Source organism: Marinobacter adhaerens HP15 (assembly GCF_000166295.1).
Classification (GTDB): Bacteria; Pseudomonadota; Gammaproteobacteria; order Pseudomonadales; family Oleiphilaceae; genus Marinobacter; species Marinobacter adhaerens.
Genome location: NC_017506.1, coordinates 3,500,467 through 3,514,863 on the forward strand (window position 1 = coordinate 3,500,467; position 14,397 = coordinate 3,514,863).

13 protein-coding genes are annotated in these 14,397 nt (G+C 59.3%); 8 read left to right on the plus strand and 5 right to left on the minus strand.

The window, feature by feature from the left end:
* The 3 genes from HP15_RS16555 to panP all read left to right on the plus strand — a co-directional run bounded on the left by HP15_RS16555 (position 1) and on the right by panP (position 4,061).
* Positions 1 to 1,701, plus strand: a complete 1,701-nt coding sequence (locus tag HP15_RS16555; protein ID WP_014578524.1) for an isovaleryl-CoA dehydrogenase — start codon at positions 1 to 3, stop codon at positions 1,699 to 1,701.
* Between the two features lie 151 nt (positions 1,702 to 1,852).
* Positions 1,853 to 2,197: a DUF503 domain-containing protein gene (locus HP15_RS16560; RefSeq protein ID WP_014578525.1), complete on the plus strand. Its 345-nt coding sequence runs from the start codon at positions 1,853 to 1,855 to the stop codon at positions 2,195 to 2,197.
* Between the two features lie 187 nt (positions 2,198 to 2,384).
* Positions 2,385 to 4,061 (plus strand): pyridoxal-dependent aspartate 1-decarboxylase PanP, encoded by a 1,677-nt coding sequence (panP, locus tag HP15_RS16565; protein WP_014578527.1) that lies wholly within the window; start codon positions 2,385 to 2,387, stop codon positions 4,059 to 4,061.
* A gap of 173 nt (positions 4,062 to 4,234) precedes the next feature.
* On the opposite strand, the gene HP15_RS16570 is transcribed toward panP, so the two are convergent.
* Both HP15_RS16570 and HP15_RS16575 read right to left on the minus strand, forming a co-directional pair.
* On the minus strand, positions 4,235 to 4,501 hold the full coding sequence (locus tag HP15_RS16570) for a hypothetical protein (protein WP_008173512.1): 267 nt from the start codon (positions 4,499 to 4,501) through the stop codon (positions 4,235 to 4,237).
* A gap of 89 nt (positions 4,502 to 4,590) precedes the next feature.
* Positions 4,591 to 6,150, minus strand: a complete 1,560-nt coding sequence (locus HP15_RS16575) for an inorganic phosphate transporter (RefSeq protein WP_014578528.1) — start codon at positions 6,148 to 6,150, stop codon at positions 4,591 to 4,593.
* A gap of 207 nt (positions 6,151 to 6,357) precedes the next feature.
* Here HP15_RS16575 and HP15_RS16580 point away from each other — a divergent pair, with 207 nt between their 5' ends.
* The 3 genes from HP15_RS16580 to HP15_RS16590 all read left to right on the plus strand — a co-directional run bounded on the left by HP15_RS16580 (position 6,358) and on the right by HP15_RS16590 (position 10,648).
* A complete protein-coding gene (locus HP15_RS16580) occupies positions 6,358 to 7,461 on the plus strand; it encodes a GGDEF domain-containing protein (RefSeq protein ID WP_014578529.1) in 1,104 nt (367 codons plus the stop codon).
* Between the two features lie 79 nt (positions 7,462 to 7,540).
* A complete protein-coding gene (locus HP15_RS16585; RefSeq protein ID WP_014578530.1) occupies positions 7,541 to 7,987 on the plus strand; it encodes a flavodoxin in 447 nt (148 codons plus the stop codon).
* Positions 7,988 to 8,068: 81 nt separating this feature from the next.
* Positions 8,069 to 10,648 carry an EAL domain-containing protein gene (locus tag HP15_RS16590; protein ID WP_049784499.1) on the plus strand — a complete coding sequence of 860 codons (2,580 nt, stop codon included), beginning with the start codon at positions 8,069 to 8,071 and terminating at the stop codon, positions 10,646 to 10,648.
* A gap of 4 nt (positions 10,649 to 10,652) precedes the next feature.
* On the opposite strand, the gene HP15_RS16595 is transcribed toward HP15_RS16590, so the two are convergent.
* The 3 genes from HP15_RS16595 to HP15_RS16605 all read right to left on the minus strand — a co-directional run bounded on the left by HP15_RS16595 (position 10,653) and on the right by HP15_RS16605 (position 13,025).
* Positions 10,653 to 11,510: an acyl-CoA thioesterase gene (locus HP15_RS16595; protein WP_014578532.1), complete on the minus strand. Its 858-nt coding sequence runs from the start codon at positions 11,508 to 11,510 to the stop codon at positions 10,653 to 10,655.
* 134 nt (positions 11,511 to 11,644) lie between these two features.
* Positions 11,645 to 12,799, minus strand: coding sequence for an NAD(P)/FAD-dependent oxidoreductase (locus tag HP15_RS16600; protein ID WP_014578533.1), 1,155 nt, complete (start codon positions 12,797 to 12,799; stop codon positions 11,645 to 11,647).
* Positions 12,800 to 12,857: 58 nt separating this feature from the next.
* Positions 12,858 to 13,025, minus strand: coding sequence for a rubredoxin (locus HP15_RS16605; protein ID WP_008173532.1), 168 nt, complete (start codon positions 13,023 to 13,025; stop codon positions 12,858 to 12,860).
* A 264-nt stretch (positions 13,026 to 13,289) separates the two neighbouring features.
* On the opposite strand from HP15_RS16605, the gene HP15_RS16610 reads away from it, so the two are divergent.
* Both HP15_RS16610 and HP15_RS16615 read left to right on the plus strand, forming a co-directional pair.
* On the plus strand, positions 13,290 to 13,847 hold the full coding sequence (locus tag HP15_RS16610) for a hypoxanthine-guanine phosphoribosyltransferase (protein ID WP_014578534.1): 558 nt from the start codon (positions 13,290 to 13,292) through the stop codon (positions 13,845 to 13,847).
* Positions 13,828 to 14,391, plus strand: a complete 564-nt coding sequence (locus HP15_RS16615) for a chorismate--pyruvate lyase family protein (RefSeq protein WP_014578535.1) — start codon at positions 13,828 to 13,830, stop codon at positions 14,389 to 14,391. The genes HP15_RS16610 and HP15_RS16615 overlap by 20 nt, the downstream gene beginning before the upstream one ends.
* Positions 14,392 to 14,397: the final 6 nt, after the last annotated feature.

Consider the following 14,397-nt stretch of genomic DNA (forward strand, 5'->3'; position numbering starts at 1 on the left):
ATGAACGCGCGGCAGCCCCGTCCAGAGACGCCATCAAACGACCAGGAAGATCGCTACCTGGCCAGCACCCACGAGGTCTTCAACCAGCCACCGGCCCTGGAGAACTACAACCTGTTCGAACAGGACATTGCCCTGCAGGAAGCTGCCCTCCGGGAGGGCGCCGGTAAAGCTGCCGAGGACCTCAAGGCATTCGGAGCCCTTGCCGGGGCCGCGCAGACCATTGACCTGGGGTTTCGCGCCAACGCCAACAAACCGGTCTTCAACACCCATGACCGTTTTGGCCACCGCATCGACGAAGTGGACTTCCATCCGGCCTACCATGAGCTGATGCGGATTGCCTTCGACAATGGTCTCCACAGCAGCCCCTGGAGCCATCCAGGCCAGGGCGCGCATGTTGCCCGCGCAGCCAAGTACTACATGCACTCCCAGGTGGAGGCAGCCCACTGCTGCCCTGTAACCATGACCTTTGCCGCCATCCCATCGATTCGCAAGCAGCCGGAACTCGCGGCCGACTGGGAAGCCAGGATCCTGGCCGACAGCTACGATCCCCGCAACCTGCCGGACAGCCAGAAAAGTTCCGTGACCATTGGCATGGCCATGACCGAGAAACAGGGTGGCAGCGACGTTCGCGCCAACAGCACCAGGGCTTACCCGATCGGCGCGGGAGGCCCGGGCCAGGCCTATGAGCTGGTGGGTCACAAATGGTTTGTCTCTGCTCCCATGTGCGACGCTTTCCTGGTACTGGCGCAGACACAGTCAGGACTGTCGTGCTTCCTGATGCCCCGCTGGCGCCCGGACGGCACCAAGAACCCCTGGCAGGTCCAGCGCCTCAAGAACAAAATGGGCAACGTTGCCAACGCCTCCAGCGAAGCCGAACTGCGTGGCGCCCTAGCCTGGATGGTTGGCGAGGAAGGCCGCGGTGTGCCCACCATCATTGAAATGGTGGCCATGACCCGCTTCGACTGCATGATCGGCAGCTCCGCCGGCATGCGTCAGGCCATCGCCCAGGCCAGCCACCACTGCCGCCACCGCAGCGCCTTCGGTGCCCGCCTGATCGATCAGCCTCTGATGCAGAATGTCCTGGCCGACCTGGCCCTGGAAAGCGAAGCGGCACTGGCCTATACCATGCGAATCGCCCGCGCCCTGGATAACCAGGACAAAGAACACGAACGACTGTTGGCACGCCTCGCGACACCGGTCGGCAAATACTGGATCTGCAAACGCACCCCGAACCATGCCTATGAGGCCATGGAATGCATCGGCGGCAGCGGCGTGATGGAAGACTGCATCATGCCCCGGCTGTTCCGGGAATCTCCCGTCAACGCCATCTGGGAAGGCAGTGGCAACGTCCAGTGCCTGGACACCCTCCGCGCCCTGCAAAAAGAGCCTGAAACCCTCGACGCCTTCTTCAACGAAGCCGCTGAAGCGAAAGGCGCCGATCGCCGCTTCGACCAGTTCCTGGCGCAGCTGCAACACGACTTCGCCGACATCAGCGATTTCCAGTACCGCGCCCGCAACCTGGTCGATCGCATGGCCCTGGCCCTGCAAGGCTCCCTGCTGCTCCGTCACTCGGATGCCGCCGTCGCCGACGCCTTCTGCGCCTCGAGACTCGAGGCCAGTGGCGGCATGAACTACGGCAACCTGCCCTCGGGCACCGATCCGGCAGCCATTATCAAACGGGCAACGCCTGTAGTAGGCTAGAAACAACAGAATCCAACTGAGAGATCGAGAACCGGCGGGGAACTCCTTTCCAAAACCTTGCGGAGCCATGGATGGCGGAGCAGAGCGTACAAGGACGTATTCACAGCGTGTTTTGGAAAGGAGTTCCCCGCCGGTTCCTGCACCCAAGTCTATGTCTGAAGCACTCAGAAAACTCCTGCGGGAAGGCCACGCTCCCCAGCAGCCGGTTATCACGCCCCATGTGGGCGTACTGACCCTGCACTTCCAACTCTACGGCTGCGACGACCTCAAAGCCAAACGCAAAGTCTTCACCGCCCTGAAGGCCGTCTGGGGTAAAGAACCCGACCTCGCCGTCGCCGAAACCGCCGACCAGGAGGCTCTCGACTGCGCCACCTGGACCATCGCGGCCCTGGGCACCTCCTCACAGCAGATTACCCAGCGTCTGGACCAAATCGAAAAAGCCATCGAAGAACGCGTGGATGCTGCCATACTGGATATACACCGGGAAATACTCTGACCGTATAACCCCGAGGGCCGCGTGTGGCGTAACCCGTCGCCAGGCCGTATACTACGCCCCCTCAGGGATGCCAGTGCGCCTGCCAGCGGCAGGCGACCAGACATTAATGCCGGACAGCAATGCCGGCCGTATCCGCAGGGCATCCGGAACCGGCCCTTCGGATGACCACTGATTGTGAGTGGCGCCTATGACCGGAAAGAAAAAATCCGCCCAGGCCTCGGTAGAGGCCATGTATCGCGTATTCACGGTGCCCGAGGCGCCGGAATCGACGCTGAGCCGGATTGACCAGAACATCTCCCGCAATCTTGCAGGCTTTCTGCAGGAGCACATCGTTGCGGTAGAACGGGACCTCTCGGATGTGGAGAAAGACTTCTCCGACTACAGCATTCCCGAGAAGCCTGTCTTTGTGTCTGAACAGGCCCAGTTCCTGCTCGACAAACTGGTGGCCAACTCCGTTCACACCGCCTCACCAGCCTTTATCGGGCACATGACCTCAGCGCTGCCGTATTTCATGCTGCCGCTGTCGAAAATCATGATTGCCCTGAACCAGAACCTGGTCAAAACCGAAACCTCCAAGGCGTTTACACCCATGGAGCGCCAGGTGCTGGGCATGATTCACCGGCTGGTATACCAGGAAGACGGCGCTTTCTACCGCAAGTGGATGCACGACCCCCGTTACGCCCTGGGTGCCATGTGCTCTGGTGGCACAGTCGCCAACCTCACCGCCCTGTGGGTCGCCCGCAACCGGGCCTTCCCGGCCGAGGGCAGCTTCCGCGGACTCCACCAGGAAGGCCTGTTCCGGGCTCTGAAATACTACGGCTACGAAGGCGCCGCCATCGTCGTCTCGCGCCGCGGCCATTATTCCCTACGCAAAGCCGCCGACGTACTCGGCCTGGGCCGGGAATCCCTGATTCCCGTGGATACCGACGACGAAAACCGCATCAACACCGATGCCCTGCGGGACAAGTGCCTGGAACTGCAGCGCCAGAAAATCAAAGTCATGGCCATCTGCGGCGTGGCCGGCACCACCGAAACCGGCAACGTCGACCCTCTGGACGCCATGGCCGACATCGCCCGCGAATTCGGCGCCCACTTCCACGTGGACGCCGCCTGGGGCGGGCCCACGCTTTTCTCCCGCACCTACAAACACCTGCTGCGCGGTATCGAGAAGGCAGATTCCGTCACTTTCGACGCCCACAAACAGCTCTACGTCCCCATGGGCGTCGGCCTGGTGGTATTCCGCGACCCGAGCCTCGCCAGCGCCGTGGAACACCACGCCCAGTACATCATCCGTAAAGGCTCACGGGACCTGGGCAGCACCACCCTCGAGGGCTCACGGCCCGGCATGTCCATGCTGATCCACTCCGGCCTGAAAATCCTGGCCCGGGAAGGCTACGAGATCCTGATCGACCAGGGCATCGACAAGGCCAAGACCTTCGCGGAAATGATCGAGGCAGAACCGGATTTCGAGCTGGTTACCAGGCCCGAACTGAACATCCTGACCTACCGCTACTGCCCGGAAAACGTTCAGGAAGCCCTGGCCTGCGCCGACCCGCTGCAGGCGGAAAAGCTCAACACCTGCCTCAACCGGATCACCAAGTTTATCCAGAAAACCCAGCGGGAACGGGGTAAGGCGTTCGTGTCACGGACCCGGTTGGAGCCGGCCCGTTACTACAACTTCCCGTGCATCGTGTTCCGGGTGGTACTGGCCAACCCTCTGACCACCAAAGAAATCCTGGCCGACATCCTTTCGGAACAGAGAGAGTTGTCACGGGATGAGGGCATAGAGGATGAGATCAGCATCCTGCACCAGATGGCGGATGCGGTATTGAAACAAGCCGCACCAAACGCGAGACAGGCCTGAAGGCGATTCGACAACGCTGGTGAGCCGGCAGGGTGGGTGTTTCGAAAACTGTGCGGAGCCATGGATGGCGGAGCCCAAGCGTCACAGGGACGTGCCGCAAGGAGCGTGTTTTCGAAACACCCACCCTGCTGGCTCCTCCCCCCAGGTTTTAGGCCCGGTAGCCTAAGGGAATCTCAGTAAAGCGCCTCTTCGTCATCCAGAACATCATGGATGATATCCAGGAACATCTTGTCTGCCTCACTCCAGTTCTCCGGAATCCGGATATTGGTGCTGGCACTGATTTCCTGCGCAATCAGCTCCTCGGCATTCGGCTGACCCCGGTGCTTGCGAGCAATCTCCATGGACTTGACCGCAATGGTCGGGTCGCTCAAAACCTTCTTGATGAAGGTCCTCAGCTCATTAATCATCTTCGCCTGACGGCCTTCAACGGATGAACTCATACTTCACTCCACGGACAAATAGGCTTGAGGGGTGAAACACCCCTTTTTACAGATAGTATGACCAAACTCGGTTTATACAACCAGCCCGGTCAGATCAACAAGCCTCGCAGGGTGAAGAACAGAATCGCTGCCATAATGGCCGATGCCGGTACGGTGATGATCCAGGCTGCGGCAATGCGCACCAGATGCGAACGCTTCACCAGCTCTTCCCGGTAGATCTTCTTCAGGCGTTTACGCTCGGACTTGGACAGAGGGACCTGCTTTTTCTTCTTGGCCCGCTTGAGCAGATTCTCCATTTCCTCAACCGACGCGTTGCGGAAATCATCCAGGAACGGCTTCAGACGCTCCTGCTCGGCAGGATCATGGTGCTCCATGATCTTGTGCAGCTGGGTTGCGTAGTTGGACTTCAGGTACTCCCGAAGGAAGCCAACGCCGAACACGCCACCAATTGCGATATGTGTGGAGCTGACAGGCAGGCCAAGCTGAGACGCAAGGATCACCGTGAGCGCTGCCGAAAGCGCGATGCAGAACGCCCTGGTCTTATCCAGTTCGGTGATTTCGCTGCCGACGGTCTTGATCAGGCGTGGGCCGAACAGCATCAGGCCAACGGCCAGACCCAGGGCACCCACCATCATGACCCACAGGGGAATATTCGCTGACATAACCACCGAATCAGCCGAGAGGGCATCGTTAATGGCAGCGAGCGGACCAATGGCGTTCGCCACGTCGTTGGCGCCGTGGGCGAAACTCAGCAGCGCCGCGGCAAAGATCAGCGGCCAGGTGAACAGGGTGTTTACCCCGGCGGAGCTGTTTTCCATGGTCGAGGCCATGCGACCCACCAGGGTACGCATGACAAAGAACACCACGGCGGCGGCAGCGAGGCCGATCAGAGTCGCTTCCATAAAATCGACTTTGACGATTTTCTTGACGCCCTTGATCATCAGATAGGTGCCGAAAGCCCAGGCCATAATTGCGACCAGCCAGGGCACGAACGTGCGGGCGGCCGGAATGACCTCCTTGCGATAAAGCACGGTCTTCTTGATCGCGAACAGGAACAGGGCCGCCAGCGCACCACCAAGAACCGGGGAGATCACCCAGCTGGCGGCAATCTTGCCCATCACCGCCCAGTCAGCGATACCCCAGCCGCCGGCAGCGATACCGGCGCCGAGAACACCACCAACGATGGAATGCGTCGTGGAGACAGGGGCTCCCATCCAGGTGGCCAGGTTCAACCAGAGCGCACCCGCCAGCAAGGCTGCGGTCATCAACCAGACAAAAGCCCGGCCTTCTTCAAGGCTCGAGGGATCGATGATGCCGCCCTTGATGGTGGAAACCACGTCACCGCCGGCAATGATTGCGCCGCTTGCTTCAAAAATGGCGGCAATCATCACGGCCGCACCGAGGGACAGGGCCCCGGAACCAACAGCAGGCCCTACGTTGTTGGCAACGTCGTTGGCGCCGATATTTATCGCCATGTAACCGCCAATGACCGCAGCGGCCATCAGCAGCATGTTGTTAGGCATTCCCTGACTGAAAGATCCGACAGTCAGCCACACGCCAAGTAGGAAAAGCAGGCTGATGCCGACCCTGTATCGTTCCGTGGTAGGGCTGGTGAGAAGGGTATCCAGTAATCCGCTCGAACGGGCCATAACAGCTCAGGTCTCGTTTAGTCTGTGGGGATTGGGAGCGAGCTCTGTCGCGCGGCAACTATAAAATTTTTGACATGAAAATGAAATAAAACGGTCACATTTCACACAAAGTAAACACATCACAGACGGAACTGCAAAAATTCACTAAATTGACCCATAATTCCGGCGAATAGCGTCAAAATTATAAAAATAGCAAACAAGGTCTCCATGCCCCATCCAACTTCCTCCGGGCAGCTCGCTGCCGGCGAACGGGAAGATGCCCAGGTCTCGCGACTTCTGACCTGGCTGTCTGCAACCGCCATTGGTTTCCTGATTGGCATCGGCGCCAAGGCCTGGTTCGCCGGGCACTCGACCCATGCCTGGGTGCTCTGGTCCTTTATCGGCCTGATTGCCCTGAACATGCTTTACTTCGCCAGCACCGGAAACCGTGCCCGCCAGAAAGCGGGGATGATCGTGATTGTAGGGCTGCTTTTCACCTACCTGATCGCCTCCGGCGGCGAGAGCAACACCGGGCCACTCTGGTTTTATGTCTTCCCCCCTCTCCTGTTTTATCTGACCGATCTCAAAACCGGCACGGCGGTTCTGCTTTTCTGCTACCTCGTTGCCGTCGTGGTGTTCCAGTTTCCCGGCCTTCCTCTCGTCTCCGCGGAATACAGCATGGATTTCAAGATCCGGTTTTTCGCAGCCCTGACCTTCGAATCCATTTTCTGTTTCGTGCTTGAAGCCAGCCGCCTGAAGGCACGCAATGAACTTCTCACCCTCGCCGAAACCCATGAGCATGCAGCACGAACCGACGAACTCACCGGGCTGGCCAACCGGCGCGACATGCAGAATCGCCTGGCGATGGAGTTTTCCCGTTACCAGCGTTCCGGCCACCATTTCTCCATTGCCCTGATCGATCTGGACCTGTTTAAACAGATCAACGACCAGTTCGGCCACGATGCCGGTGATGACGTCCTGCGCGAGTTCGCCGGACTGATAAGAACGGTGATCCGGCAGGCGGATGTCGCAGCCCGGTGGGGCGGTGAGGAATTTCTGGTGTTGTTGCCGGATACCTCCCTGTTGCAGGCGCTGACCCTGGCAGAGCGGTTGCGTTCTGACGTGTCCAGGCATGCGTTCCGGTTCAGGGATCAGGCATTGCCGGTGACCATCAGTGCCGGCGTCTGCTCCATTGCCAAGGCCCGCTCACTGGACGATCTGCTCAAGCAGGCCGACCTGCATCTCTACAATGCCAAGGAATCCGGACGTAACCGGATAGCGCCCCGGGTCCGAAGCCAGGAAACCGAATCTTCGCCCTCGCCGTCTCCTTGAGGCGGCAAAGCACTCCCGCTATGATCGTGCGCCACCGAACGACCGTATGGTCATTCCTCAGGCGACGAATGGATAACCTATGACATCAATCAGAATCCTGGTGGGCAGCGTCTATGGCGGCGCCCTCCTGACGGCCAGAACGCTCAAGAAAGAGCTTGAGGGGGAAGGTCACCACGTGACCGTGTTGGAAAATCCGGTACTGGATGACATCACGTCGAACAACGATGCGCTACTGGTATGCACATCGACAACCGGACAGGGCGAGCTTCCGGCCAATCTGCTGCCCTTCTACCTGGACCTGAGGGACCAGTTGCCACAACAACCCGGCCGGCCCTTTGGCATCATCGTCCTGGGTGACAGCTCCTACGGAGATACTTTCTGTGGCGCTGGCGACCTCATGGAGGAAGCGCTTTACGAAACCGCTGCCCGTAAGGTTGGGGACACGCTTCGGATTGATGCCCTGGAAACCATGGAACCGGAGGCCGAAGCGCTGCCCTGGGTCCGGGGGTGGCTAGAGCAGGTCTGAGACACGGCTACAAAAATTTGCCAATCAGGCTCTGCCAGCGACTTGAGCCGCCAAAGACGACACGCCATACTCCCAGAGACAATGACAATTAAGCGGTACGACGTGGCATCCACCCTCTGGCTTCGTTTACTGATAACACTTTTGCTGTTATCCGGCCTGTCCGCCCCATCCTTCGGGGCCGAGGATTCCTATGTTCCGCAAATCGAGTACCTGCGCGTTGCCCCCGACAACAAGCTGACGGTCAGTGAAGCCCTGGCCTCCGACAGCTGGCAAACTCTCGAGGAAAAAAGTCCGAATTTTGGCTATATCCGCGATACCGTCTGGCTTCGGTTTCCGGTATCGCAGCCGGCGACCATCAACCTTCTTGAAGTTCGCTACTCGCAATTGGATAAAGTGACCTTCCACCTGATTGAGAACGGCCGAATCGCACGGCGGGTGGAGACCGGAGACCACGTTCCGTTTGAACAGCGCCCGATACTGCACCGCCATTTCCTGTTCCCCTTCGAACAAAGCATAGCCAGCGAGTACCAGATTCTGCTGGAGGTGCGCACCGAGGGGGCCATGCAGATTCCGGTTCGTCTCTGGAACGCCCAGGCGTTCTTCGAGCATTCTTCCACCGAAGACCAGATGCACGCGCTTTACTACGGCATCCTGATCACGGTGATTTTCTTCAACCTGTTTATTTTTGCCGCGCTACGAGAGCCGGTATACCTGCTCTACGTGCTCTCGACACTCGGCTATCTATTACTTATCGGAAGCCTGAATGGCTCAACGTATCAGTTTCTCTGGCCTGACAGCCCTGCCCTACAGAATCAGATCATGTTGCTGGCTGTGCCTTTCTCTCTTTTCTTCACCCTGGTGTTCTCCCGCTCATTCCTGAAACTTGAACACACCGGGCCTGTTCTGAACCGGCTCGTATTGTTCATGATCTCACTGAATGCAGTGGTTGGTCTGATGACATTCTTTCTGGACTACAGCACGGGCAGCCGACTGACCGTGGCCCTGGCAATACCCAGCTGCCTTTTGCTCACTGTTCTGGGGCCCGTGCAATGGTGGAAGGGGAACCCGCAAGCCGGTTATTACACGGTGGCCTGGGCGGCACTGACACTGGGCAGCGCAATAACCGCGGCCAACAAATACGGTTTGCTGCCAAACAATTTTGTGACCACCTACGGTATGCAGATTGGGTCGGCACTGGAGGCCATTCTGCTCACGCTGGCCCTCGCGGCGCGAATTTATCAGGAACGCCAGGACAAGGTTGACGCCCGGGAAGCCGAACTGAATGCTCTGGCAGCACGACGGTCAGCAGAGCTGAAACTGATGGATCATGCGCTGCATAATCCCCTTACCGGCCTCCCCAATCGGAGCAGCCTGGAAATGATGCTGAACGACCTGATGCTGCGCAGCCCCGAGCGACGCTATGGCGTCGCCGTCATCCACCTGAATAACCTGCAGTCGGTCACGAAGACGCTGGGGCATCGCAACAGCGACCGCATTCTGGCGCTGGCATCCAAGCACTACAATGCCGTGGCGAGGGAGCTCCCGGGCGCCTTGCCGATTGAGCAGAGTGATCAGCGCAATTTCTACCTGGCGTCACTGGACCCACAGACATTCGCCTTTGTTGTCGACGCCGATGCAACCGGCCACGTTCCCAGAGCCATTCTGAAGGCGCTGGAGGGCATACGCTACCCGATCGACTATCTGGGCATGCAGATACCTCTGGACCCCGCCCTGGGAGTGGCAATTTTTCCCGAGCACGGCACCGATGCCAATACCCTGATACGCCGGGCAGTGATCGCTGAAGGATCCGACTCTGCGCGGGAACGTGGCATTGCCTATTACAAATCCAAAAAGGACTCCTACAGCGCCGACCGATTGACCCTGGTGTCGGAGCTACGGCATGCGCTCAATACCAACGAGCTCGCTCTGTTCATGCAACCCAAGCAGAGCCTGAAAACCGGTCGAATCGTCGGAATTGAGGTTCTGATCCGTTGGCCCGGCCGGGCAACCCCCCTCCGCGCCGACGAGATCGTCAGCCTGGCCGAACAGACGGGGCTGATCAAACCAATGACCCGATGGGTTCTCGAACAATCGCTTGAGCTACGGTCGCGATTGTTGGAGCGCGGCTGGCCCCTGAACATATCCATCAACATTTCACCCAACAACCTGCGCGAACCGGATTTTCCCATTTTTGTGCAGCGCCTGATGAGCAGCTACCACAGCCACCGGGGCGCAATCATTTTCGAAGTAACGGAAACGTCCATGATGCAGGACCCGGCCAACTCCCTGCGGGCGCTGAACTCGCTGAGTGCCACGGGAATCCCCGTGTCGATCGATGACTTCGGTTCCGGCTATTCCTCACTGTCCTACATCAAGCAATTACCTGCGAGCGAGGTCAAGATCGATCGGTCGCTGGTCACCGAGCTGAACACCGAAGCGGAGGACCGCGTGATCGTCCAGACCACGATAGACATGTGCCATAGCCTCGGCTACCAGGTGGTGGCCGAAGGCGTCGAGGATGAGGTCACCGCCAATCTGCTCAGGGACATGGGTTGCGACATGATCCAGGGCTACCTGCTGACACCACCACTGCCCTTCGACGAAATGATGGATTGGCTTGATAAGAATCACCAGCAGCCGGACCATCGCAAACTGGGCTAGCCGGCTAGGACCTCTGACGAATCAGTGCTTCCTGGGTAGTGGATGCCACCAGCACACCGTCCTGATTGAAGAAATTACCCCGATTGAATCCCCGTCCGGCCGAAGCGCTGGGGCTGTCCTTGTCGTACAACAGCCATTCGTCCATGCGGAAATCCCGGTGGAACCAGATCGAGTGATCAAGGCTGGCCACCTGCAGCCCTTTGCTCATGAATGTCAGGCCGTGCGGGTTCAGGGAAGTCCCGAGGAACTGGAAATCCGATGCGTAAGTGAGCAGGCAACGGTGAAGCACGGGATCGTCTGGCAGATGCCCCTGGGCCCGGAACCAGCTCTGCTTGTGGGGCGGCCGCTTCTCTGGCTTCAGGGGGTTGACCGGGTTCACCGGGCGGATCTCGATCGGGCGGTCCCGGGTCAGAATCGGGCGCATCTTATCGGGTACCTGGGGTGCCAGCAGTTCGCCCCATTCCTGTTCCGAGCGAAGTGTTTCCGGGTCCGGCGCATCCGGCATGGTCAGCTGATGTTCGAATCCTTCCTCGGCTACCTGGAACGACATGGAACCGGTCAGGATTTCCTTGCCGTCCTGGCGGGCAATCACCCGACGTACCGAGAAACTGCCACCATCACGGACCCGCTGGACCTCGTAGTCGATGGGCATGTCCTGATTGCCGGGGCGCAAAAAGTAGGCATGAAGGGAGTGGCTAAGGCGACCTTCAACAGTTCGGCTGGCCGCCATCAGCGCCTGGCCAAGAACCTGCCCGCCAAACACGTTTGGAAAGCCCAGATCCTCGCTGTCCCCCTGGAAATGGTCGTCACCGATGGGCGAGAGATCCAGCAACTCCACCAGTTTCTTGGTTACCTCAAGCATGCCTGCTCCTGTGATTTCGTTAGCACACGAAGGAGTTTTCTACCGCAAGCGGCGAAATTTCGCAATGAAAAGCCGTCGCCGGCCAAGAGAAAGCAGCCCCGTGGTATCGGGACTGCGGATTGGAGTCCGGCTAATCAGCCGTGTATCGGAGGCACTTCCTTGGACAGGGCCTGTTTCTCCATGGCATAGCTGCCGGTTACCGCAAACCCCAGTACATCGCCCCCGGCGCTCTTGAACAGCGCCTTGACGCTGGTGCCATCCTGCTCAATTTCCCAGTTGCCCTCGGCTTCCGACGGTGGTGGACAGACGGCGGTCGGGCAGCAGGGGGTCTTGATCATCACCGGCATGGTGCCATAGCTCACTTCGGTGCGCTCACCGAGCAAGGTTTTTGCAAGCGCCCGGGAACAGGCCATCAGCGGCAGGACATAAAGCAGCACGTGGCCGTCGACTTCGGCGCAATCACCGAGTGCGTAGACATCCGGCGCAGAAGTCTCGAGCGCGCGATTCACTACGATGCCCCTGGCCGTCTCCAGCCCGGCAGCCCGGGCCAGATCGGTCCTCGGGCGCAGGCCCACAGCGGACAGTACCAGATCAGCGTCCAGAGTCTCACCATTGGCCAGGGTCAGACTGACCCCGTCACCCCTGCGGTCGATCCGATCAACCACGGTTCCGAGGTGAAACCCGACCCCCAGATTCTCGAGCTCCTGCTGGACAGCATGGGCGGCCGCCTCCGGCAGCAGCCCCGGCATCACCTCCTCGGAAGGAGCAATCACGTCAACCTCGTAACCGCCATTGCGCAGGTCGTTGGCAAACTCACAACCAATCAGACCGGCTCCCATGATCGCCACCCGCTTGCCGTCGCCCAGGGCGTCCCGGAAGGCACGGTAATCCATCAGGTCATTGATCGAAAACACATGCTCCTGGCCATCACCGTCCAGGCCAAGCCGGATCACATCGGCGCCCCAGGCCAGAACCAGCTTGCTGTAGGCAAGTCGCTCATCACCGAGAATCAGTTCGTGGGCCTCGGTATCAATGCCGGTGACCGTGACAAATGTGCGAATCCGGACATTCAGCTGATCCGCCATGGCGTCGGTACCGCCCTGGGCCAGGCCATCGGCGTCCTTGCCCTTGGTAAAGCCGGTGGACAACATGGGCTTGGAGTAGCTCACGCCATCGTCGGCGGTAACGATCAGAACCGGGGTCTCCTTGTCCTGCTTCCGGATTTCCCGCGCCAGGGAATAACCGGACAAACCGGTACCGACAATAATGATGGGGGCCTGTTCAGTCATAACCGTGTTCCTGTATTTAACTCACCTGGGCGGGTTTTACCGGCCGTGCCGGGTGCTATCAACCGATCTCGATCATTTCAAAATCTTCCTTGCCGACACCGCAATCCGGGCATACCCAGTCTTCCGGTACGTCTTCCCACTTGGTGCCCGGCTCAATGCCGTCCTCGGGCCAGCCTTCGGCTTCATCGTAAATCAAACCACACACCACACACTGCCACTTCTTCATAACGTTCTCCCAACATCAGACGGGCGCAATAATAATTGTCAGACAATATTACACGCAAGTGTTTTATTCAGTTAACAGATACGAACAACTGTCGAATCAGGCCATCATACCCATCGCCCCGGTATTGACCAATGCCAATGCCGACGGTCCGGTCAGGGGATTTCTGCCAATAGCCACAAATACAGATCTGACAACCGGGGTGGCCCCTCCCTTCTGCAGGCCCTGTCCGGTATAATCGCCCGTTTTACGACAGGACCGACCGATATGACCGATACCGTCGCCGAAATGAACCAGGTTATGGCCGAAGCCGACTGCCTGGTGGATGAACAGCAGGTACAGACTGCAATCGGCAACCTGGCCGACGATATTACCGCCCGCCTGAAAGACAGTAACCCCCTGTTGTTCTGCGTGATGAACGGCGGGCTGATCCTGACCGGACAACTGCTACCCCGGCTCCGGTTTCCGGTCCAGGCCGAATACCTGCATGCCACCCGCTACCGTCAGGAAACTACCGGCGGCATTCTCGAGTGGAAACTGCAACCTGAAGCCGATATGCACGGCCGTACCATCCTGATTATCGATGACATTCTGGATGAGGGGACGACCCTGTGCGCCATCGCCGACTACTGCCGCGCTCACGGTGCCAGTGAGGTACTGACGGCCGTTCTGGTCGACAAGCAACATGACCGGAAAGCCCGTCCGGATCTGAAGGCCGATTTCACCGGCCTGAAAGTGGAAGACCGCTTCCTGTTCGGTTACGGCATGGACTACAAGGGCTACTGGCGCAATGCCCCCGGCATCTATGCAGTCAAGGGTCTCTGACATCGACAGTCGCCTGACCATACCCCCGACGGACTGGTACCAATCGCTGACGGCCGCCGGCCTCCTGAACCCGGAGGTTCACGGGCCTGCCCGCTATTGGTTGCAGGTTGAGGGTTCGTTTACACGGGCCCTGCAGAAACAGTGCAGCAATTCCTTTCACGTTGAGGTCCGCCGGGAGGGCTTTGCAACGCCGACACAGGAAGAGGCCCGGCGCCTGCGCATTCCCCACCGTCAACACGCCTGGATACGGGAAGTCAGCCTGTGCGGCGACAACCAGCCCTGGGTATTGGCCAGGACGGTCATTCCCCTGAAGTGTCTGGAGGGCGAGGGGCGCCGGCTGCTTCACCTGGGCAATCGACCTTTGGGCGCCTACCTGTTCACCAGCCCCCACTGGCAACGGGGCCCTCTGGAAACCGGCCTCTGCAGACCGGTAATCCCGGGACAGCCGGAACTGGCAAGGCGCTCCCTGTTCAGTGGCCACAACAGCTCTCTGCTGGTTGGTGAATACCTGCTACCGGCGCTGTTTCAGCGGAACACGCTTTAACCGGCC

Excerpts from the sequence above, each read along its gene's own strand:
- HP15_RS16615 (WP_014578535.1), top strand. The coding sequence starts at position 13,828 with ATGCAGTCAAGGGTCTCTGACATCGACAGTCGCCTGACCATACCCCCG.
- HP15_RS16560 (WP_014578525.1), top strand. The coding sequence starts at position 1,853 with ATGTCTGAAGCACTCAGAAAACTCCTGCGGGAAGGCCACGCTCCCCAG.
- HP15_RS16570 (WP_008173512.1), bottom strand. The coding sequence starts at position 4,501 with ATGAGTTCATCCGTTGAAGGCCGTCAGGCGAAGATGATTAATGAGCTG.
- HP15_RS16585 (WP_014578530.1), top strand. The coding sequence starts at position 7,541 with ATGACATCAATCAGAATCCTGGTGGGCAGCGTCTATGGCGGCGCCCTC.
- HP15_RS16605 (WP_008173532.1), bottom strand. The coding sequence starts at position 13,025 with ATGAAGAAGTGGCAGTGTGTGGTGTGTGGTTTGATTTACGATGAAGCC.
- HP15_RS16595 (WP_014578532.1), bottom strand. The coding sequence starts at position 11,510 with ATGCTTGAGGTAACCAAGAAACTGGTGGAGTTGCTGGATCTCTCGCCC.
- HP15_RS16575 (WP_014578528.1), bottom strand. The coding sequence starts at position 6,150 with ATGGCCCGTTCGAGCGGATTACTGGATACCCTTCTCACCAGCCCTACC.
- panP (WP_014578527.1), top strand. The coding sequence starts at position 2,385 with ATGACCGGAAAGAAAAAATCCGCCCAGGCCTCGGTAGAGGCCATGTAT.
- HP15_RS16580 (WP_014578529.1), top strand. The coding sequence starts at position 6,358 with ATGCCCCATCCAACTTCCTCCGGGCAGCTCGCTGCCGGCGAACGGGAA.
- HP15_RS16600 (WP_014578533.1), bottom strand. The coding sequence starts at position 12,799 with ATGACTGAACAGGCCCCCATCATTATTGTCGGTACCGGTTTGTCCGGT.
- HP15_RS16555 (WP_014578524.1), top strand. The coding sequence starts at position 1 with ATGAACGCGCGGCAGCCCCGTCCAGAGACGCCATCAAACGACCAGGAA.
- HP15_RS16610 (WP_014578534.1), top strand. The coding sequence starts at position 13,290 with ATGACCGATACCGTCGCCGAAATGAACCAGGTTATGGCCGAAGCCGAC.
- HP15_RS16590 (WP_049784499.1), top strand. The coding sequence starts at position 8,069 with ATGACAATTAAGCGGTACGACGTGGCATCCACCCTCTGGCTTCGTTTA.